At 46.4% G+C, this 22588-nt stretch carries 18 protein-coding genes and 2 riboswitches; of the genes, 12 read left to right on the forward strand and 6 right to left on the reverse strand.

Annotated elements, in window-relative coordinates; genetic code table 11:
* Positions 1-43: 43 nt before the first annotated feature.
* Genes MKY92_RS04360 through MKY92_RS04370 form a run of 3 tightly spaced genes read right to left on the reverse strand, consistent with a single transcriptional unit; the run spans position 44 to position 2762 of the window.
* Positions 44-1117, reverse strand: coding sequence for an ABC transporter substrate-binding protein (locus tag MKY92_RS04360; RefSeq protein ID WP_339299329.1), 1074 nt, complete (start codon positions 1115-1117; stop codon positions 44-46).
* A 60-nt stretch (positions 1118-1177) separates the two neighbouring features.
* The gene (locus tag MKY92_RS04365) at positions 1178-2008 is read right to left on the reverse strand and encodes an ABC transporter permease (RefSeq protein ID WP_339299330.1); all 831 of its coding nucleotides are present in this window, start codon (positions 2006-2008) and stop codon (positions 1178-1180) included.
* Entirely contained in the window at positions 1998-2762 is a 765-nt protein-coding gene (locus MKY92_RS04370) for an ABC transporter ATP-binding protein (protein ID WP_339299331.1), read from the reverse strand. The genes MKY92_RS04365 and MKY92_RS04370 overlap by 11 nt, the downstream gene beginning before the upstream one ends.
* A gap of 161 nt (positions 2763-2923) precedes the next feature.
* Positions 2924-3026, reverse strand: a riboswitch (TPP riboswitch).
* 215 nt (positions 3027-3241) lie between these two features.
* Here MKY92_RS04370 and MKY92_RS04375 point away from each other — a divergent pair.
* Both MKY92_RS04375 and MKY92_RS04380 read left to right on the forward strand, forming a co-directional pair.
* Positions 3242-4117 (forward strand): radical SAM/SPASM domain-containing protein, encoded by an 876-nt coding sequence (locus tag MKY92_RS04375; protein ID WP_253430463.1) that lies wholly within the window; start codon positions 3242-3244, stop codon positions 4115-4117.
* A 348-nt stretch (positions 4118-4465) separates the two neighbouring features.
* The gene (locus MKY92_RS04380) at positions 4466-5134 is read left to right on the forward strand and encodes a pectate lyase (RefSeq protein ID WP_339299333.1); all 669 of its coding nucleotides are present in this window, start codon (positions 4466-4468) and stop codon (positions 5132-5134) included.
* Positions 5135-5320: 186 nt separating this feature from the next.
* On the opposite strand, the gene MKY92_RS04385 is transcribed toward MKY92_RS04380, so the two are convergent.
* On the reverse strand, positions 5321-6274 hold the full coding sequence (locus MKY92_RS04385; RefSeq protein ID WP_339299335.1) for a copper amine oxidase N-terminal domain-containing protein: 954 nt from the start codon (positions 6272-6274) through the stop codon (positions 5321-5323).
* A gap of 167 nt (positions 6275-6441) precedes the next feature.
* Positions 6442-6552, forward strand: a riboswitch (TPP riboswitch).
* Between the two features lie 227 nt (positions 6553-6779).
* On the opposite strand from MKY92_RS04385, the gene MKY92_RS04390 reads away from it, so the two are divergent.
* From MKY92_RS04390 to MKY92_RS04435, 10 genes are all read left to right on the forward strand, one after another.
* A complete protein-coding gene (locus MKY92_RS04390) occupies positions 6780-7373 on the forward strand; it encodes an ECF transporter S component (RefSeq protein ID WP_339299337.1) in 594 nt (197 codons plus the stop codon).
* Complete coding sequence (locus MKY92_RS04395; protein ID WP_339299338.1) at positions 7374-8945, forward strand: ABC transporter ATP-binding protein; 1572 nt, start codon at positions 7374-7376, stop codon at positions 8943-8945. It begins immediately after the preceding gene.
* Positions 8920-9714, forward strand: coding sequence for an energy-coupling factor transporter transmembrane component T (locus MKY92_RS04400; RefSeq protein WP_339299340.1), 795 nt, complete (start codon positions 8920-8922; stop codon positions 9712-9714). Before MKY92_RS04395 ends, MKY92_RS04400 begins: the two co-directional genes overlap by 26 nt.
* Before the next feature lie 101 nt (positions 9715-9815).
* Positions 9816-12122 carry a PQQ-binding-like beta-propeller repeat protein gene (locus MKY92_RS04405; protein WP_339299341.1) on the forward strand — a complete coding sequence of 769 codons (2307 nt, stop codon included), beginning with the start codon at positions 9816-9818 and terminating at the stop codon, positions 12120-12122.
* Between the two features lie 130 nt (positions 12123-12252).
* Entirely contained in the window at positions 12253-13062 is an 810-nt protein-coding gene (locus MKY92_RS04410) for a methionine ABC transporter ATP-binding protein (protein ID WP_339299343.1), read from the forward strand.
* Positions 13059-13730, forward strand: coding sequence for a methionine ABC transporter permease (locus MKY92_RS04415; protein WP_047841707.1), 672 nt, complete (start codon positions 13059-13061; stop codon positions 13728-13730). Before MKY92_RS04410 ends, MKY92_RS04415 begins: the two co-directional genes overlap by 4 nt.
* Positions 13731-13776: 46 nt before the next feature.
* Positions 13777-14634 carry a MetQ/NlpA family ABC transporter substrate-binding protein gene (locus tag MKY92_RS04420; protein WP_339299345.1) on the forward strand — a complete coding sequence of 286 codons (858 nt, stop codon included), beginning with the start codon at positions 13777-13779 and terminating at the stop codon, positions 14632-14634.
* 424 nt (positions 14635-15058) lie between these two features.
* Positions 15059-17056 carry a methyl-accepting chemotaxis protein gene (locus MKY92_RS04425; protein ID WP_339299346.1) on the forward strand — a complete coding sequence of 666 codons (1998 nt, stop codon included), beginning with the start codon at positions 15059-15061 and terminating at the stop codon, positions 17054-17056.
* A gap of 72 nt (positions 17057-17128) precedes the next feature.
* Entirely contained in the window at positions 17129-17434 is a 306-nt protein-coding gene (locus MKY92_RS04430) for a PAS domain-containing protein (RefSeq protein ID WP_338707819.1), read from the forward strand.
* A gap of 193 nt (positions 17435-17627) precedes the next feature.
* Entirely contained in the window at positions 17628-20855 is a 3228-nt protein-coding gene (locus MKY92_RS04435; protein WP_339299347.1) for a response regulator, read from the forward strand.
* Positions 20856-20874: 19 nt separating this feature from the next.
* On the opposite strand, the gene MKY92_RS04440 is transcribed toward MKY92_RS04435, so the two are convergent.
* Positions 20875-21549, reverse strand: a complete 675-nt coding sequence (locus MKY92_RS04440) for a response regulator transcription factor (protein WP_339299348.1) — start codon at positions 21547-21549, stop codon at positions 20875-20877.
* A gap of 151 nt (positions 21550-21700) precedes the next feature.
* Positions 21701-22564, reverse strand: coding sequence for a helix-turn-helix transcriptional regulator (locus tag MKY92_RS04445; RefSeq protein ID WP_339301677.1), 864 nt, complete (start codon positions 22562-22564; stop codon positions 21701-21703).
* Positions 22565-22588: the final 24 nt, after the last annotated feature.

Raw genomic sequence — 22588 nt, forward strand, 5'->3', positions numbered from 1 at the left:
TGCGTTCAGTCACTTTTCCTTCATTCACCTTGCACTCCTTTACTTACTCTCCTTGCAGAATAATAAAAGCATCCTCGGCTTTCACCGATTCAGGAATCAAATCCTTTTCAACGAGCCATGCACGTACATTCTCCCACGACTCCATTTCCTGCCGACCAAACGGTTGACCTTCTTCATTCATGAGTGGCAGTAAAATAGCCAGGCTTTTGGTTTCGATCTCCGGGTCAAGCGGAGACGTTTCATTCTCATGAGCGAGCAGAATATTCAAGGCTTCTTCTGGATGCTCCGTTACATATTTCTGTCCTTCCTGGATCGCTTTGACGAACCGGGTAAGTTGGTCTTTTTTTGCTTCAATGCCAGCTTCACTCGCAGTCAGGACCAGTTCATAATAATCAGGCACACCATAATCGACGGGGTTAATCGATTTCATGGCATGTCCTTCTTTCTCCAAAATCAATTGCTCATGGTTAATAAAACCACCCATAATTGCATCCGCCTGTCCGGAAGCCAGCGAAGGAATCAGATCGAACCCAACGTCAACCAGATTCATGTTATCTGGGTTTCCACCATCGTGGCTGATCATCGTACGCACCATCGCTTCATACAGCGGAATCGAAGAATAACCGACAGTTTTTCCTTCAAGATCTTTGGGTGAGCTCACGTTGCCATTTGCTTCGGTTAACAGATGTACAAGTGGATGCCGAACAACAGCACCAATGGATCGTACAGGAATGTTCTCGCCACGCGCGAGCAAAATTTGTGGCTGGTAGCTTAGAGCCAGATCAATTTTACCGGCAGCAACAAGTTTGATTGAATCATTGGTATCCGCAGGCATCTGAATTTCGACATCCAGATTCTGGTCTGTGAAGTACCCTTTTTCCTGTGCCACATAGATGAAGGAGTGTACTGCATTCGGGTACCAGTCGAGCATGATGGACAGTTTATCTTTGGCGTCTGATGCTGGTTCGGCTGCAGACTTGTCTGTTTGTTGTGCATGGGTTGCAGAGTCTGTTGTTGGCGTATTTTTGCTGGTATTCGTGGTGCTGCATCCGCTAACGAACAGCAAAAGGCTAATGAGCATGATGGGAAGCAGGGAGTATATACCTTTGTTATTCATAAATGAAGTTCCTCATTTCATCGTTTTGATTTGTATTTATATCTAATTTCTATCTAGGTATTATCCAACGTTTCTTTTGCCTCCATGACGATGACGCCGTATGCCAAACCGTTTCTCCAACCAGGCAATCAGTATAAACAAAACGATCCCCAGCAGGGATAACAGCAAAATGGAGGCAAACATCGCATCCGTGTTCATGTTGCTGGACATGCGACGGCTGAAGTAGCCGAGACCTTTGCTGCCACCAAGCCATTCGCCAATCGTTGCCCCAACCACGCAGTACACCACGGACATCTTTAACCCCGAGAAAAAAGAGGGAAGTGCCAGCGGAACCTGGAGTTTGCAAAAAATATCCCATTTGCTGGCGCCCATGGTGAGCAGCAGTTCACGCTGCTCCGGATCGCCTTGGCGGAGTCCATCGTAGGTACTGACCACAATGGGGAAGAACGCGATTAGGAACACCACGGCGACTTTGCTCCACAACGTATAGCCAAACCACAGGATGAACACGGGAGACAAGGCAATCAGCGGGATGGTCTGACTGATCACGATGAAGGGATACAAGGCCTTTTCAATTGATCGGTTCATATGCATGCCTGTTGCTAGCGTAATTCCAGTCACTATGGACAAGACAAAACCAACAACAACCTCCATAAAGGTAGCAGGCAGATGGATGGTCAACAGCAGACGACGGTGCTCAACCAGTGAACCTATGATGGCCGTGGGTGCAGGAATGATGAAGGAGGGAGCCCATCCCATACGCACAATCGTTTCCCAGATCGCCAGTAAAGAGAGCATGAGCACAATAAAGAAACCATATTGGGAAAACCACTTCGAGAGCCACTTTGAACACCACGTCCAAACGCTAACCTCAGCTCTATCATTTTGCATGTAATTGTTCCTCCAGTTGTTTCCTCATCTGCACGAGAACTGGTTCGTAGATCATGTCCGAATGCCTTGGGCGTGGTAAAGGAACCGTCATCTCCCGCAACTGCTGACCTTGCCCTCCTGGAGTTAACAGAATGATACGGTCACTTAACAGCAGGGCTTCTTCGATGTCATGTGTAATGAACAGCACGGTTTGTCCAAAGTCCTCCCACAGCTCCAATAACCAGCGATGCATTTCTCGTTTGGTTAAAGCGTCGAGTGCACCGAAGGGTTCATCCAGCAACATGAGCTGCCCGCCTGTAAGCAAGGTACGCAGCAGTGCCACCCGTTGACGCATGCCGCCGGATAACTCATCTGGATAGGCCTGTTCATAACCCGACAGGCCGAACCTTGCCAACCCAGCTAGGATGTTGGCTCGTAACTTGTCCTTGTCCTGTCGGCCTGGTGCCAATTCGGCAGGCAGCGTGCAGTTTTCCATGACGGTTCGCCAGGATAACAGCAGATCTTTCTGCGGCATATAAGCGACTCGTCCGAGCCGTTGTCCTTGCGGTACATCAGCTATATCGATGGTGCCAACGGTTGGCTCACGCAAGCCTGCGAGCAGCTTGAAGAGCGTGCTTTTACCTGATCCGCTGGAGCCGATGAGCGAGACAAATTCTCCTTGTTGAACCTGAAGCGACACATTGGAGAGCACGGGGGAATCCTTTTTTTCGGGAAAAGCAAAGCTTAGGTTGTGAATGGTTACATGGTTATCCATCTGATCCTCACCCCCTTGATGTCAGACTACTGGAATAACAACCGCATCTTGTACTCTGCTAAAAGAAACAAAAAAGACCCACCCATTTCCGGAGAAATGAGTGGGTCTGTAAGTTAGATCCGCAGTTTATCTTCACATATACATGATAAAATTCCGCTTACTAAAAGGCCGCTCCACTTCCCTCCGCTGGTATGATCCAGATCAGGTTCAAAGGGTCCGAATAGTCATATTCGTCTCAGCCGCAAGGCTCCCCTAGTGCAAAAGTTCAAGATATGCAGTTGTGTGTTCAGCATATATCACTCGAACATGAACTGTAAAGAGGCAGCATGATAGAATTCTTGAGATGAACTTGGAGTCAGACCCTAACAACTGAACAATTTACCTCGGCTCATGAACCCGATATAATAGGGATGGCCCTTATAGGCCGGATCACAAATGCAGGTGGGATTGCTCCCTCCTAGGCAGAATGGGGACCCGAGTTGAAAACGTTCAAAAAAGTATATATTGAGATCACGAGTATCTGCAATCTGGCTTGCAGCTTCTGTCCGCAGACGCAGCGTGCCAAAGGATTCATTGACCCTGAAGTCTTCAACAATATACTGGAACAAGTTAAACCACACACCAATCATATTTATCTACATGTCAAAGGTGAACCCTTGTTGCATCCCAAAATAGATCTGTTGCTCGATTCCGCACATGAGAAGGGACTCAAGGTGAACATTACTACGAATGGTACACTGTTGCCCAAGACTCAGCATAAATTGCTTGGCAAACCGGCGCTGCGGCAGATGAATTTCTCCCTGCACAGCTTCGATGGGCATGAAGGTTCAACAGACCGTGACGGTTACCTGCGTCATATTTTGTCCTTTGTACACGAGGCCGTTAAGCACAATGTCATCATCTCATTCCGGCTGTGGAATCTGACACAGGATAACTTCACAAATGCTCAGATGAATCGAAATCGGGAGACCCTTGAAGTATTGGAACGTGAGTTCAATCTGGACTTCCGTATTGAGGAAAAAGTAGTTCCAGGCAGCGGGGTCAAAATTGCCCCGAATGTATACCTGAATCAGGACCATGAGTTCCAGTGGCCAAGTCTGGATGCACCTGAAGATGACGGCAAAGGCTTCTGCCATGCATTGCGTAGTCAGGCAGCTGTGCTTGTGGATGGAACGGTGGTTCCATGCTGTCTCGATGGCGAGGGTGTAATTAACCTGGGTAATGTGCACGAGAAGTCATTCTCGGAGATTATTGAGGGTGAGCGAGCGAACAATCTGGTATATGGCTTCTCCAAGCGGGAAGCTGTGGAAGAGTTGTGTCGAAAGTGCGGTTATCGTCAGAGATTTGGAGCCTGATATCTTATATGAGGAAGCCAGAAGACATTCAAGATCACACATTTGGAGACAAATGTAGTGGTCTTTCTTTGTGATCGGGGATTCAAGTGAGGGGTACATACGTTACAAATGAGCATACCTGAGGTTGATATCAGCATATTGTTTGAGGGACCTGATATGCAAAAAATGCCGATATGACAGGGATTATGCGTTGTCATGATATATCTGATCTAATGATTATTCTAGTTACCTTCCTTATTTGGTAGGATTAGGTTGAGGTCGGACAGAGGTGCACCTCTGACGAACTTCCAGGACAAGCTCAGGCTTGTACATTACCAAATAACGAGAGAATAAGGGAGGAATAAAGTTATGAAAAAAATGTTGACGTTGTTACTTTCCGCTGGTTTGGTTGCTTCCATATTTGGTGCAGTTCCGGTTGCTGCTGCGCCTACAGTTGTTAATTCAACGATTGTTGTTCCAAAGGGCACGACCTATGACGGTCAAGGAAAAACATTTGTAGCCAATCCTTCCACACTGGGCGACGGATCTCAAGCAGAGGGTCAGAAGCCAGTCTTTCGCCTGGAGGCAGGGGCCACGCTCAAAAATGTAAACATTGGATCACCAGCTGCTGATGGTGTTCACTGTTATGGCAACTGTAATATATCGAATGTGGTCTGGCAGGATGTGGGTGAGGATGCACTGACATTGAAGTCTGCCGGAACGGTTAACATTACCGGTGGGGCAGCGTATAAGGCTTATGATAAAGTGTTCCAGATGAATGCAGCTGGAACAATTAACATCAAAAATTTCCGTGCAGACGATATTGGCAAACTGGTTCGCCAAAATGGTGGAACTTCCTTTGCAGTTAACATGACGCTGGATAACTCCAACATTTCCAATGTGAAAGATTCGATTATGCGTACAGACAGCAGTACATCACAAGGCAAAATTACGAATACCCGTTATTCCAAAGTACCAACGTTGTTCAAGGGGTTTGCTTCAGGGAAAACGAGCCAGTCCGGAAACACGCAATATTAAACAGAAGATTGAATCGCTTGAGTTGTTAAAGGTTTAAGCCCCGCTTGTGACTGGAAGTAATTTGGAATATAACGCCAAAAAGAGCGTCTCAAGGTCATTGCCACACTGACTTTGAGGGACGCTCTTTTGTAATGCAGATGTCATAGTATAGTTCTGCTGAGCAATGTTTTATAGAGGATGCTCAAATTATTTCTCTCCCGGAACTTCAACGATGACTTTGCCTTTCTCGGGGACAACAGAACCGGTATCAATGGAGCCCAACTTGTTCATGATCTCGTAAGAGGTTTCTTCAAGCATGCGAGAGTACTTGAATGATACGAGTGTTTGACCTGCTACGGAAGGACGAGTCCCTGCTTCAGCAACGGCTTTGGTTTTAATAAAGAACAGGTCACCGATGGTTCCGGCATTTTTGCTGATGTTGGCCTGCCATTGTAGCAGGGCACTTCCATTTTTAAGGATGTAATAACTGATCAGATCGTTATCCTCAACAACGAAGAAACGATCTTTTTTTCCTTGTTCAAAAATGTATTCAATGGATGAATCCACCGGACCCAAAGGGTTGCGAATGTCCAGACGTGCTTGTCCCAGTTCAGAGAAGCGTGGCAGATGCAGTGCGGCTTCACGCGCCACAGTCAGATCGGAACTGTTATATTCTTTTACAATCGTAGCATCGGTAGTGTAAATGTAGGCTTCCTTGGCCTTCTGGTTCCACTGCACCTTGGCACCAAAAGCTTCACCGATGGCACGGAGCGGAAGCATCGCTTTACCATTCACCAGAATCGGCGCGGAGGATAATGTCGCATTCTGACCGTTTTTCTTCATTGTTTTGCTGTTAGGTGTAAGAACATACTTATCACTGCCTGTGCTAATGCTGATCTCTTTTGTTTTGTTATTGTAACCAAACGTATAGTTGCCGAGGAATTGAAGCTCCGTCAATGCCACGTACGTAATACCCTGCCGTATGACAACATCATATTGAGCTTGAACATTGTTAATATAAGCTGTCGGTTTAGGTTTGGTTGCTGCGGCTTCCGCCACAGTGGATGAGAGCAAGGCAGGTGCCGTGCCTGCGGTGAGTATCGAAGCGGCAAGGACCATTTTCCATGTTTTAAGCTGCCAAGCAGAGTTGTACTTTTTCATCACTATCAATCTCCCTTCTAATGTTTAAGACGCACTACATAACCTAAATGTTGCATATTATGGAAAGTGGACCATCACATGTCTCCTTCCCTTTTACCCCAAATGAAGCATGATGATTCTTCTAGGGATTGCCACAAATACCCATCTGATGTAGAGTAGAAGCAATGAAATAAGTGAACCGGGAGCTCAATGAAGTTGGGCTGAGAGAGTGGCCTTGTGCCGCTGACCGTACATCTGATCTGGGTAATGCCAGCGTAGAGAACATAGATTTGCGATATGTTAGGGTGAATTGTGGGAATGAACGTGGATGAACAACAGACCTCTTTGAACTGTGGTGGTGTATCTGCCAGGGGAGAGGGAATGGTTGATATTCCGTATTTTCGACATCCATCCAATACATCATTGTGAGGATTGTACACTGTGCGTAAGGCCTGCCCGGAACCGGGGAGGCTTTTTCGTTTATTTTTATAACCCCCACAGGGAACAGAGGAAGGACGTAGAGAACATGGCAGCAACAGCAAGCAACAAACGATTGAAACTAACGGATATTCTGGTAACCATCGTGATCGCAGTGGTGTTTGGGGTGATCTACAAGATATGGGGACCTACATATGACTTGATGAAACCATTCGGCGTTCATGCGGAGCAGATGATCTACGGCATGTGGTTTATGGCGGGCACGTTTGCTTTTGTTATCATTCGTAAACCAGGCGTGGCTATTCTTGCCGAAGTTGCGGCTTCAACGGTAAGTGCTTTTTTGGGCAGTGAATGGGGCATGTCCACACTTGTATACGGTCTGTTGCAAGGATTGGGAGCCGAGATATTCTTCGCAGCATTTTTGTATCGCAAAACCAATCTGTTTGTCACCTGTCTTGCAGCCATAGGAGCCGCAGCGGCTTCGCTTTTGCTGGATTACCAGTACGGGTATATTGATTCACTCTCGGCCTGGAATTATACGTTATTTATTGGATTCCGCTTCATCGGAAGCATCTTGATTGCAGGAGTGTTCGCTTATTATCTCGCCAAAGCATTGGAACTGACCGGTGTAACACGTTCACTCAGACCGGTATCCAAACAGGATTATGAGGCGCTGGATTAGATGAACGGGGAAGGGAATTCGCAAGCGGTAAGTGTGACGAATCTAAGATGCAAGTTCCCGGGAGAGAAAGCCTTGGTATTTCAAGGCTTGTCTCTTTCTGTGCGTCAAGGAGAGAAAGTGCTGTTGCTTGGCCCGAGTGGCTCCGGTAAATCGACGTTATTGCAAATTTTGAGCGGTCTGATACCACGTTCGGTTGAGATTCCGATGAAATGTGATGATATTCAGGTTCCCGCCAAAGCAGGAGTGGTCTTTCAAGATCCGGATACCCAGTTCTGTATGTCTTTTACGGATGAAGAGATCGCATTTGTGCTGGAAAACCGAAATATTCCGCGTGAAGAGATGCCTGCTCTGATTAAATATTATCTGAAACAAGTGGGATTATCCTTTGAACAGAATCGTGTATTGATCCAGTCCATGTCTCAGGGGATGAAGCAGCGTCTCGCGATTGCTTCGATGCTTGCCATGGACCCGGAGGTATTGTTTTTGGATGAACCCACTGCACTGTTGGATGATGAGGGGACTTCCCAGGTGTGGGATACCGTCAAACGCATCGTCAGTGACAAAACGATCATCATCGTTGAACACAAAATTAACGAGATTGTGGATATGGTCGACCGAATTATTGTGTTATCACCTGAAGGAAAGATCGTGGCGGATGGGCCAGCACAGCAGGTATTTACGCATGAACGGGGCAAGCTGAAGGCTTATGGAATCTGGTATCCGGGTGTGTGGGATGAGCACGAGCAGGCAGCTAAGGAAGAAGAGAGAAGTGCTTCTGGAGAGCTTCAATTGTGTGTGGACCAAGGCATCTCAAGTTTGGAAGCACAGCAATCGTCTGGTTTATCCGATACACCGGGTATATCCCCCATATCTCACGTCTCATCCTTATCACCTGTATCACCCGCCTATCAGCCTGCACTGGACTTGCAGCAGTTCACCGGATGGCGTGGGAAAACACCCTTCATTCAGGTAGAACAGGCCAAAGTATGGCATGGAGACTGGATTGGTATTGTCGGAGTTAATGGAGCTGGCAAGAGTTCATTGTTGTTATCTCTGATGAATATCCTAAAAACAACAGGTCATTATGAGGTGGACGGTCAGCCTTCTGGCAAAACGGAGCAGCTTGCAGATCGAATCGCGTTTGTATTTCAGAACCCGGAGTTTCAATTTGTGACCAACACGGTTGCGGAAGAAGTGGAATTCTCATTGCTGGGGGGCAGGATTTCAACGGAAGAAAGACTTGTCAGGACTGATCATATGTTGAATCAATTTGGGCTAATAGACCTCTCCGAGCGCCATCCCTACCAATTATCGATGGGGCAGAAACGACGCTTGAGCGTTGCCTCTGCACTGGTGAGAGAGCAGCGAATACTGCTGTTGGATGAACCTACTTTTGGACAGGATGCCCGCAATACGTTTGCCATGTTAGCACAGCTGGAGCAATTGCGGAGAGAGGGAACAGCTATTGTTATGGTTACCCATGATCGTGAAATTGTAAAAAGATATTGCACCCGAATCTGGACGGTAGATGAGGGGAGGTTAACTGATGCAACTGTCGTTTCCTCACCGTGAAACCTGGCTTCATAACGTCAATTCGGGATTAAAGATGATCATTCTGACGATGATGTTTGTCATCGTTATCCTCATTCACAATCTGAATGTAATGGCCAACGTTGCAGTGGCGATGATGCTATTACTGTGCTGGACAGGTCATCCGTGGTACAGATTGATACTGTATGCATCACCATTCATTCTGGTTTTTATCTCCACGTCCACAGGCATGATGATGTTTGGTAAGGGCGAGACCACATGGTATAAGTGGGGATTGATCCACATAACCGAAGAGAGTTTCTATCGCGGTCTACACTTGGGTTTTCGCTCGCTCACTATGGCCGCGGCTGGGTTACTCTTTGGTCTTACGACCAAGCCAGTACGGCTGTTTTATTCCCTGATGCAGCAGTGGCGGCTTCCCGCAAAATATGCCTATAGCTTTCTGGCCGCGATGCGCATGATCCCGATTATGCTGGATGAATTCCAGACGCTCCGTTACGCTATTCGTATTCGTGGAACACAGCAACGTGGCTCTCGCTGGAACGTGTATGGAACACTCAAGCGTTACGCTATTCCGCTGCTGGCACAGAGCATTCGCCGTGCACAGCGAATGGCGGTTGCGATGGAAGCGAAAGGATTTACGGATGGCGCGAGCCGAACGTATTACATTCAGATTGGCTATTCGCGAGCTGATCTGTGGTTTGTATTTTATTATATGCTCACCTTAACAGCTGCTTATTACATCGGGGTTACCTTTCCTTATCATGCTACGATGGTGGATGTAAGGTAATATTGGGAGATAGATAGAAATATATTGATGAAAACGCTAACTTTTTCCTTTTTACTGCGTCTCTATTGGAAATAACTTCTAATGGATGGGGATGAACGAGAGTGAAGACGGGTCCTGACTGGCAGAGAACGGGGTACAAATGGATTACCATGACTGGATTATCAGCTGCGCTGTTGACGGGATGGATGCTGCTGGATTCCAAAATGGTCGTGCTTGGAGGAGGACAAGCTTTGGCTACAACGCCACAAGCCTTGGGTGCAAGCTCTCAAGTCTTATCAACACAGTTGGCCTACAAACAAGGAGAACCCGTTACGCTCATGAATGACATCCCTCTGTTCAAAAACAGAAGGGACGGCAGTGTGGCTGCTGACCAGCTGGGGATTGAATACTATACAACAAAAAACGAAAAGTATACGTTGGCCTCGGTTCGTGGCGAGTGGGTGCAGCTTAAGTCAATCGATCATGGAAACTTTTGGTTGCCAAGTTGGTATGCACTGAAGGAGAGCAGAAGCATGACGGAAATAGCTCCCCAAAGCTTCACGCTCCAATCAGGCAGTAAGCTGTATCTGGCTCCGGATAGTTCTATAACTTGGTCTAATGAGAAATCGCTAACAGATAAGGCTGTTATTGTTGCAAAGTGGAAAGGCTGGTATGGGGTCTCCATTGCCCCACGAGTCTGGGATAAAGAATCCTTCACGTATCGGCCAGGACTCTTCTGGATCAAGGCACAGGCCATAGAACAGCGGATGAATGTGGCGGATGGTTGGTTCCAACAGGATACATCGCTGCCAACTTCGGTTATACGCCATCTGACAGATATTAAGCTGAATAAGGCAACCACCTCCAAACAAGTGGCTGGGTGGTTAGGCGAGCCGGATTGGAAAGAGAGTTCAAGCAATCTAAATTACACGGGTGATTCAATGAGTATTGGACAGACCTGGAGATATGAGCGGGAAGATGGGCAATTTTTGGTCACATTCAACAAGAATGGCAGACTGGTCAGAACACGCTGGAATTTAGCACAGGATAATCGAAATGCTGTTGTTTCCGATTGGAACATCAGTCGGACGGATGAATATGGGTTCACAACAAAAATCTATGGCACAACACTGCCAACGACAATCCCTTGGAAACCGGTATGGACCAACCAGGGGGATATTAACTACACTTTTTTGCAAGCAGCTACAGATGATGTTCTCCTGATGAAAGGGGATGACGGTGGGTTTAGTGGGGATTACTACGAAGGCTCCATATATGCTCTTGACCGACATTCGGGCCAAAGATTATGGGGGATCAATGGAGGCTTTGGAAGACAGCAGGCAGAGGTGGATACAGCACGCCAATACGTTACAATCTACACCGATTATGACCCTGATAAGAAAAAATACGTGGATCGTATTCGTCATCTGAACTTGAAGAACGGAAAGGTCACGTGGACGTACACCCCTAAGCAAAATTTTAGACTAAATGGCATCACCGCTGCGAAGAACGTTGTGATTGTGGATAGGCCGGTTGTTGAGAGCTCAAGCAACAGTTGGTTGACGGTTCTGGACAGTGCAAACGGAAAAACATTGTGGACGCGAAAACTGGCTACGGGATATGAATTATTGAATAAGAGTGCAGATGACCCTTATGTGTTGTATTGGGAAAAGAATAAGCTGATTGCAGCCGATCCGCAATCAGGGCGAACCGTATGGAGCTTGAAGGCCAAACGATCCACCATAGAACAATTTGTGAATAATCCATATTTTGATGGAATCGAGCGTCTTGATCCATTTGCAACCACGAGTGCTGAAAGATGGCTATCACTAGATAATCAGTGGCTGCTGCTTGATCTGAACACGGGGAAAAAGCTCGCGCAATTTCCTGCTCGGGTAGGACAGAGATTTGAGGTGCTGAACGATGGCATGCTGTTGATCCGTGAGAACAAAAACGGCGATGATTACGGAGAGTACTCAGATTTTACAACCACGCTGTACGATGCCAAGACAGGCAAAACACGCTGGACGCTCCAGGGCAAGATTGAACGAGGGCTGGTGGAAGAGGATCAGTTGTATGTGATTAAGAACGGGTACCCCGCGGCTTTGAATTATGATACGGGGGAGACGCGCTGGAATGCCAAAGATACGATTGCCACTCTAAAGTATCCAACGAATCAGGGAAGTTATCTGGTCATTGATGATCAGTTGCTGCTGCCCATGGACGAGAACTGGTTGGTATTGAATAAAAATAATGGAGCATTGCTAGGTCGTGTACATGACGTTGTGATGGGAAACCCGGAGCACCGGGACCGGGATGCGAAGAATGGAATGATCAACCGGATCGGCAATGAAGTGTATGTGGGTTCGTCCAACGGACGTTTTCGTGTATATGAAGCCAGTCGTCTTCAGGAGGCAATCTCACCTTAAAGCTTGTCTCGTAAGGGATGTTGATTTATTATAAATGAACAGGATTGCTCGCGCTCCGGTTATCGGCTGTGCGGGCTTTCTTCATGTGTTCTTGAAGAACCATGCATGATCATTCACGGGAGGACTCTCCATGATCTCATTATATGGTGTAAGCAAACGTTATAACGAGCGCGGTTCCCGTGCAGATCAGGGATTCGAAGCATTAAGCTCGGTGTCGCTTGAAGTGGGAGAAGGCGAAATTCACGGCATCATCGGATCGAGTGGCGCAGGCAAATCCACGCTTCTGCGGATGCTCAACGGATTGGAAAAGCCGGATGAAGGTGAGGTTGTTGTGAATGGGCAGCACTTGACCCAGATGAATGAACAGAGTCTGCGTCAGGCACGAAGATCCATTGGCATGATCTTTCAACACTTCAATCTGGTCAGTAACCGAACGGTGAGTGGCAATGTCTGCATGCCGCTGGAGCTGGCGGGTATGCCCCGTACGCAGCGAGTTGAACGTGGACTTGAGGTACTGCGGTTTGTTGGACTGGAAGACAAGGCAGATCAATATCCTGCACAGCTTAGTGGTGGACAGAAGCAGCGTGTGGCCATTGCACGAGCGCTCGCCAGTCGCCCGGATGTGCTGCTCTGTGATGAACCGACCTCTTCGCTTGATCCACAGACCACGAACGGTATTCTGGATGTGCTGCGACATATCAATGAAACGCTGGGCGTGACCATTGTCGTGGTGACACATGAGATGGAAGTGGCTCGCAGACTATGTCACAGGATATCCGTCATGAAGGATGGGCGACTCGTTCGTACGTTGTCTAAAGCGGAAGTGAGCAGTATCCCTGCTCCACAGCCTGATCTGCTGACCTCCTTGCTTGCGGGTGACGAATACGGGATGGCAGGTTCGTCTTTGTTCCGTCAGGCAGAACAGGAGGACAAGTCATGAGGTTACCTGAGTCTGTGCTGAAATATCAGCACGAGATATGGCAGGCGATCGGAGAGACTTTTGTCATGGTGGGCATCTCCATTGCGGCAGCTGTTCTGATCGGGTTACCTTTGGGTACACTGCTGTACTTATTCCGGAGAGGACAACGGTATCAGAATCAAACGCTGTCCTTTGTACTCGGTAGTGTCGTCAACATCGTTCGTTCGTTTCCGTTCTTACTGCTCGTTGTATTCATGATTCCATTCACACGGATTGTCGTGGGAACGTCCATAGGTACGCTGGCTGCAACCGTGCCACTCTCGGTTATTGCCATTGCCTACTACGCCAGACTGGTGGAACAAGCGTTGCTGGATGTACCGCGGGGAGTGGTTGAAGCTGCTGCTTCCATGGGGGCATCGACGATGCAACTTGTGGTGAAATTCTTGTACGTGGAGGCACGATCTGGTCTTGTACTGGGACTCACGACAGCTACGATTAGCTTCATCTCCTACTCGACGGTGATGGGTATTGTAGGTGGCGGCGGGGTTGGTGATTTTGCCATTCGCTACGGTTATCAGCGCTTCGAAACGGAAATTATGGTATTTACGATCATCATTATGATTATCCTGGTACAGATGATCCAATTCACAGGTAGCAGACTGTCCCACTGGCTGGATCGCAGATCCTGAACGGTTGGACCGTGCATTATTACGAATAACCAATACAGATTATACGATGAGGGGTAGACATGAAATGAAAGTGAAAATGATGCTTATGTTGCTTGCAGTAATGCTGGTTGTAGCTGCTTGTGGCAAAAAAGAAGAAACACCTGCGGCTGAAGGAACAAAAGAAGATACACAAGCTGCACAAGAAGTTACGCTGAAAGTAGCCACGTTGATTCCACCGATGACAGATGTACTGGATATTGTTAAACCGCTATTGAAGGAAGATGGCGTCAATCTGGAAGTTGTTGTGCTGTCAGATAACGTTCAACCAAATACGGCACTCGCGAATAAGGAAGTGGATGCAAACTTCTTCCAACACGTGCCTTACATGACCCAGTATAATGAAGCGAACAATGCCAATCTGGTGGCTGTACAGCCTATCTATAATGCTATCTATGGCGGCTACTCCAAAAAGTACAAAACGATTGAGGAATTGCCAGAAGGTGCAACGATTGCAATTGCGAACGATCCTTCCAACATTGGTCGCTCTCTTGTGATGCTGGAGCAGAACGGGTTAATTAAGCTGAAAGAGGGCGTAGGTTTTAACGCCACACAGGCAGACATCACCGAGAATACAAAGAACTTCAAGTTTGAGGAAGTGGACTTGTTGATGCTGGCTCGTATGATGGATGATGCTGATCTGGTCGCCATGACACCGGCATATGCGAGTCCGCTCGGTCTTACACCGAAGAAGGATGCGCTGTTAACCGAGAAGGATGATTCCCATTTTGCAATCACCATGGTTGCTCGTGAGGATAATAAGGACTCCGAAGCGATCCAGAAGCTGGCTAAACGCATGGCGGGTCCAGAGGTCAAAGCCTTCTTCGAAGAGAAATATGCAGATATCGTGATCCCGGCATTTAAATAGAGAATACGTTGGTCCAATGTAAATAACCTTTAGATCTGAGCGATAACGCTTGGATCTTTTTTTTCATTCGCGTGCTTATTAACAATTGTTTAGAAAGTTAACAATTTGGTCATATCCCCGGAATACTTTATTTAATAGTTTTTTCGTATAATTTGTTTTGAAAATAGTTATTTTAATTTGACACATGTGTCAAAATATATCGTTTTATATAAACCACGTGGCCATAGAACTATAAACTAAGAGATTTGTTCGAGTTTTTAGTGTAAAAAGTGTTTTTTTACAAGAATTGAGACCTAGTCTTTTTAAAAGATGGTTTACAATCTATGAGAGCTATACAAGTCGAAGTGGCAAGTGTAAATAATCTCTAGTTCAACTTATACGTAAATCAAGTAAAACTAAATTAATCTGGAAGAGGTAGAGAAATTTGTCCCCCAAAAATAGCAATTCGAATTGGTTCAACAAGATCCTTAATAACTTTAAAACGAAACTGGTGGTGTCCTTTATTGCTTTCTTGGCCATTCCATCGTTCAGTATTGGAGTCTTGTCTTATAACAGTGCGAAGAATGAAGTTGAGAAGCAAATTCTACATAGTGCAATGGAAAATGTGAACCTTGCCAGTGCGACCATTGATCTTTCGATTAATGCCAAGCGCGACCACATTGAATATTATGCGAATACACTCGCAGAGGAATTACGTCAAGAAGATGCAGAGGTTCGGGTTGTGAACGAATTGAAGGGGTACGCTGCACAGAACAAAGACATCATCACCATAGGAGTGGGAACAGAAGCCGGTGTCTACCTGATGTCCTCCGATGCGGAAATGCCTGAAGATTACGATCCGCGAACAAGACCATGGTACACAGAAGCGATGAGTACTCCAGAGCAGGTCATTGTTACAGACCCTTATATTTCTGCCGAGACAAACGAAATCACCATCACCATCGCCAAGGCATTGAATGGCCAATCTGGTGTAGTCCAGCTGGATCTGAATCTGTCGAATATCAGTACCTTGGTTAGTGGAATTAACGTGGGAGAACAGGGATATCTGATTCTATTGGATGCCAGCGAAAAGTATATCTACCATCCCACGGTAGAACCCGGAACAGATGCAACAGAGGATTTTTGGAAACCGGTGTATGCGAATGAATCGGGCAACTTCAACTATACCGTTGATCAAACGGATAAAGTGATGTATTACGCAACGAATGCATCCACGGGATGGAAGGTCGCTGGCACCATGTTCTCTTCTGAGGTAGACGATGCGGCAGCACCAATTCTAAAACGAATGATTATTGTTATTGTCTCCTGCCTCGTTGTTGGTATTGTGATTATCTGGCTTGTGATGCGATCCATCATTAGACCCATTCGTCAGTTGAAGGATCAGGCGATCCAGGTGAGTGAAGGGGATCTAACCCAAACGATTACTAGCACAAGCCATGATGAGATTGGTGATCTGAGTGATGCCTTTGGCAAAATGCAGCACAATCTGCGTGTGCTGATCCAAAATGTGGAAAACAGTACAAGCCAGGTTGTCATCTCGTCGGATGAGATGACTCAGAGTGCGGAATCAACCAGTGCGGCCAGTGAGCAGGTCGCGCGAGCCATTCAGGAAATTGCGAGTGGTGCGGAGAAACAGACCGAAGGTATTGACCACAACCATCAGGCCATGAATGAAATAACAATTGGGATAACACGAATCGCCGAACGTTCCATACAAGTTGCTGATTTGGCGAAACATACAACGGTACAAGCGGAAGAAGGCGGCAACACCGTCAAGCAGACGGTGAGTCAGATGCACTCGATTCAAGAGACGGTAGAACAGACAAACCAATTGATTCAGGCGTTATATGAACGATCACACCAAATTTCAGCGATCACGGAGTTAATCGGAAATATAGCCAAGCAGACCAATCTGCTCGCGCTGAATGCATCCATTGAAGCAGCTCGTGCAGGTACGCATGGGAATGGATTCGCCGTTGTAGCAGCGGAGGTACGCAAGTTGGCAGAGCAATCAGGGCAATCCGTCAATGAAATTACCGTGCTAACCACAGCGGTACAGGAAGATATGGCTGCTTCCGTTCGCATGATGGAGATAGTGACCACAGAGGTTGGAGAGGGTATGGAAATCTCAACAGAGGCCATTCGGAAGTTTGAACGCATTCTGGATAGCATGCGGGAAACGACACCTCAGATTGAAGAGATTGCTGCCACGTCGCAAGAGATCACAGCAGGTGTACAGGAAGTATCTGCTGTGTCCAATGAACTGGCAGGTATTGCTTCAGGCAACGCCGCGGCCTCCGAAGAAGTGGCTGCTTCCTCAGAGGAGCAATTGGCAGCGATGGAGCAGATTTCTTCCTCGGCTCGGGGCTTGTCTACAATGGCTGAAGAGCTGCAGCGCCTGATTAGACAGTTTAAGTATTAAAAAGGGATCGTAGAAGAGGGTATCACACAGGGACAGCATCACATCATGTTTCATTAGAGGGAGTGGACAACCATGCAACTGGAACTCAAAGCCTTCTTACTGCTAACGGATGCGGTCATGATTACAGATGAGGAGGGTGTGATTCTGGATGTGAATTCCGTTTATGTAACCAAAACAGGATTCTCACGGGAGAGCACCATAGGTCAGCCTGCCCGATTGCTAATGGATACCCACTGGAGAGGAAATCAGACCTGGTCCGGCGTAGCCAAATTAATGAAGGTTGATCAGGAAGTATGGGAAGCTCAGGTCACCATAACATCGGTACATTTGGATGACTCTCTCTTTTATATCAGTATATTTAATGATGAACTTTCATGAGAAAAAACGTCATCTAGCGATAAGAGTATGTTAGCTGAAAGGATCAGTAATTTTCTAAAAAATGGTCAATATCGTCGATTGAATAAGGGAGCTTGGCATACTATGATTTGAATACTGGGGAACTGCGGCCGTGAATCCGGCAATATTCATTGAGTGCATGAATTCCTGAATTCGTAATTTGGATGGTGACCATTTGCTACGCGATCTTGTACTGAATTTTACGCTGATTTTGAGCTTTCTTTTCCTGATTCATCACTATCTGAACCAAACAAGTACCACGCGTACATCTTCCATTACGACTCGAATGATTATCGGCATTGCACTGAGCATGTTGGGTACAGCGTTATATTATTTCTCCATTGTGTTAAGTGATGGGACCCTGTTGAATTTTAGAGCCATTGTTTATCTGCTAGCCGCTTATTTTGGTGGATTTATTTCCGTATTTGCTACTTTTGCAGGTATGTGGATTTTCAGGATTAACATGGGTATTAACCCCTTGTTTGAGAACTGGCAGTATGCATTGTTAGAGCTGATATTTGTTTTCGCAATAGGTTTGAGTTTTAAGTATATTAGGGGATTTATACTCAAATGGACATTGGGAGCATTGCTGCTAATTACTGTTTATGAGTCGATTGTTGTGAAGACATATTCTCCTTCCCTTTCAATTATGGTGATAATTTTGCTGTTTCAGTGTATTTGCCTCTCGGCGGTTTCCCTATTTCTGTACTATCTGAATCAAAATCATCGATACAGGTACCTGGTCATTCAAAGGGATCAGGAGATGCTCGAAATGCTTCGTATGCAGCCCGGATTCACGTTCAAAATCCATAAACAGAATGGGAAGTTCGAATATCTTCTGCTTGAAGGGCAGATGCTCTCTCAACTGGGACTAGATATGAGTAGTTTGAAGCAAGATTACACGTTAGGTACGTTGAACATTTTACCTCAGGAGAAGATAGAGTTCCTGCGGAAGCAGTTCGACCGGGCATGGAAAGGGGAGTCTTTCTTTTACGAGATTGAGCATGGAGGTTACTATTCACTGGTGAAGCTTCGTCCGCTGCGAGAAGAAGGCATGGTGAAGTATGTCATAGGGTATGGACTTGATATTACAGAACACAGGGCAGTTAAACGAAGGATTCAAGAGAGTGAGGAGCGTTACCGGACACTTGAACGAGTGTCGACAGACTGGTTTGTCGGTTTGGATGGCAACAGATGTGTGGTGTCAGTTAATCAGAAATTTCTGGATGTTCTTGATCTCGATAGGCATGAAGTCATGGGCCGAGAGCTTGAAGAATTGATATTCATTGAGCAGTCGGCGAACTGGGTGTTATCTTTTCAAAAAGTTTTACACCACAATGTACCTCAGGATACGGAATTGAGTCTCATTGTTGGGAAAGGAAAAGAACAGCATGTTCGGGTTCACCTTTACCCCGTAAAGGCCCCTAACTCGTGCGAGAAAATCAAGGCAGTTATTCATGACATTTCGGATCAGTACCGACGTGTCAAGGCTGACAAAGCCAGTCAGGCAAAGAGTGAGTTACTTGCATTCATGAGTCATGAGATTCGTACCCCACTGAGCGGAATTATCAGCTTTTCGTTGTTGCTGCAACGGACAGATCTAACCTCACAACAATTAGATTATTTGAGTAAAATCAATGCGTCCTCACAAACCCTGCTTACTCTGGTGAATGATATTCTTGATTTCTCGAAAATGGAGGCAGGTAAACTGATTTTGGAGAAAGTACCTTTTGCACCAGAGGATGTGTTCAAGCGTGTGGCAGATCAGATCGGTGTGGCCCTCGGGTACAAGGAGATCGAAGTCATCTTTAAGACCGACCCTGATCTGCCATTAACGGTAATTGGTGATCCTTTTCGACTTGAGCAGGTGTTATTAAATCTGCTCAGTAACGCGATTAAATTCACAGAACATGGATATGTTATCTTGCAGGCAGAGGTAATTTCATTGGAGGCGGAGCGAGTTCAGGTTCGTTTTGAGATCGAAGACACGGGGATTGGAATTTCATCTGAACAACTGGAGCATATTTTTGTCCCGTTTACGCAAGCGGAGCCTTCCACTTATCGAACATATGGTGGCTCAGGACTTGGGCTGGTCATCTGTTACCTGCTGGTAAGCTCATTGGGAGGAGACTTGCGGGTGGACAGCGTGCTTGGAGAGTACAGTCTATTTTCATTCGACTTGATATTTGAACTTGCGGATTCGGAAGAAGAAGAGAGTTTCTCCCTGCAGACACACCCTCTCCTATATGGTGCGAATGATGTGGTTATCATTGAAGATGATGAACGGATGGGCGAAAACCTGAAGCAGCTGCTCTATTCATTCGGGATGAATCCGACGCTGTATACTTCCTTAAACCATATGATGGAGAGTTATGGGTATACTCCTGAAGCCGAAGGGACAAGTTCGATGTTGATCATGTTGGATATGGATATAGAGGACACAGTCAATGGTTCGTTATGGGACAACTTTATGAAGCGTTTGGATCGAACGAAAATTCAGGTGTTGGGGTACACACGGGCATTTAGCGAAAATGCGCTGTGGATTGAGAAGAGATCCGTGCACCCTGATATCATGATGGTCAAACCGATTACACGTCTGGGATTATTCGAAGTCATTCTTGCACTTCAGGGCGAAGGTCCGCTGGCCAAAAGTCAGTTGGCTGAAGGAGACGATCCCTATTCGCTTGATCAGAAAGGACATATCCTGATAGCTGAGGATCATGAGATTAATCAACTGGCGATTCGGGCGATGCTGCAACATAAGGGGTTCCAAGTGACGCTGGCAGCCAGTGGCACAGAGGTTCTGAGAAAGTTAGACGAACAAGTATGGGAATTGATTCTAATGGATCTGTACATGCCTGACATGAATGGAGTGGAAGCAACGCGACATATTCGCAAGATGAGGGAGTATGATCGTACACCCATAATCGCACTAACAGCAAATGCCCTACAAATAGATCATGAGAGATGTATGGAGGCTGGGATGAATGTCATCCTGACCAAACCCATCCATGAACAACAGATGGCAGACATATTGGCAACATGGATTGATCTGAGAGGTATGCGGAAGATTAGCGGAATTGATGTAGATAAGGCGATCAGGCAAATGGACGGCAAGCCACATATTCTGCAATATGCGCTCACGAAATTCAGGATGGAGTATGACTCGTTTCAGAACAAACTGACCGCTCAGCTTCGCCAGCAGCAGATTGCTGGTGCGATCCGCAGCGTTCATTCTCTCCGAGGCGTAGCTGCCAATCTGCATGCAGTGGATCTGTTACGTCTGGTTCTTCAACTGGAATCGCTTTTGTCCCGTTCGTTATTCGAAGAAGAGGAACTGAGTTCGGTTTTGGAGAAGGTACAAAAAGAGATTGATATCATTACTGGGTCTCTACCCTGGTAACATGAATGAAGCTGATGTGTTAAGGTGTGAACTTATATCCGACCCCCCAGATGGTTTGAATATATTGGGGGTTTTTCGGGTTTTCTTCAATTTTTTTACGAAGCTTGGTAATGTGTACATCGATGGTGCGATCATTAATATAAGCATCAATACCACGAATGGCTTCAATCAAGGCATAACGACTGTAGACTTTGCCGGGATTGAGGACAAATAGCTTCATGATCTCAAATTCGGAGAATGTCATCTCCACTCGCTGGTTATTCAACAGGACGGCTCGCCGAGCCAAATCGAGAGAAATTCCGCAATCCTGTACAGTGACAATGGAGCTATTCAATATGGAGTAACGACGTAATACAGCCTCAATACGTGCTTTCACTTCCTGCATGCTGAAAGGCTTGCATACATAATCATCAGCTCCATCTATTAATGATCGAATTCGCTCCGAGACTTCGGTTAACGAAGAGATGACGATGATGGGAATTGCTGTATGCTGACGCATGAGAGAACAGGGATTGTTGCCTTCCGAATCAGGGAGCAACAGGTCAAGAAGCAGGATATCAGGCCGCGCTTGAAGTTGTAGAAGACCATCTCTTGCGTTAGCGACACGGATAACATCATACCCCTCACCTTGCAAATACAGGGATAATGTATCTCCTAACATGTTATCGTCCTCAATGATAAGCACTTTGGTCATGATATTCCTTTCTGAATCGACTTCGTGTAGAAGGTCTAGGATCCATGGGTTAGCTTAATATACTTGATCATGTATACCCTGATATTTAAAATATGCAACAAAAGGATGTCAGAATTCTAACATGATTGGGCAAGACCTGAGAGATTCTGAGTCAATGCTTGCCAACATGTGAATCTGCTTCACGCTCGATCAGGCGCATCAGTTTACGCTCGGTAGCGGTCTCTGGTGCCGGCGTGTAGACACTGCAACGCAGATCGGAGCTGCCTTGAACCTGCAACGAAGTCAGATCAAACAACATTTTGCCTGCTTTGGAATGTCTGAATTCGATTAAGACATCCGGAGCACTGCTGACGCTGCTTTGTTTCCAAAGGGTATGGAAATCAGGATGTCTGTTCATCATGTCATCCAGAAATAAATTATACCACTCATCATCGACATACTGACCATAATAGGCACGGAAAATCGCCAGAAATCCGCTAACAAAGTCCTCCCAGTTCACCGCAAGCCTGCGAAATTCCTTGCGATCAAATAACAGACTGATCATATTCCGCTGTTCGGGGGCAATCTGTTCAAAGTCCATAAAAACATGGCGGGCTGCGTCATTCCAGCCGACGATGTAACAACGTCGATCCGAGATCACGGTAGGGCAGTGATGAAGTTCCTGCAAAATTTTCTGCAAGGAAGGGTGAAGTTGAACCGGTTCTTCTTCCGGCGTGGGCAGCTCCGAGTGATGGTCCATAGCGAGCGAAAACAGATATTTTCGTTCATCTGCAGTAAGTCTTAGTGCTGAAGCAATGTTATCCAACACGGAATGGGATACCTGAATATCCCGACCTTGCTCAAGCCAGGTATACCATGTTGTACTCACTCCTGCCAGTTGGGAAACCTCTTCTCTCCTCAGCCCAGGCGTTCTTCTCCGACTTCCAGTGGGTAAACCGACCGATTCGGGAGAAATTTTGGAACGCTGTGTTTTCAGAAAAGTGGACAATGCCTGTAACCTGACATCGTAGTTCAATCCATCACCTTCAATCCTCGTTAT

Origin of the sequence: Paenibacillus sp. FSL R5-0623, assembly GCF_037974265.1 — a bacterium.
Classification (GTDB): Bacteria; Bacillota; Bacilli; order Paenibacillales; family Paenibacillaceae; genus Paenibacillus.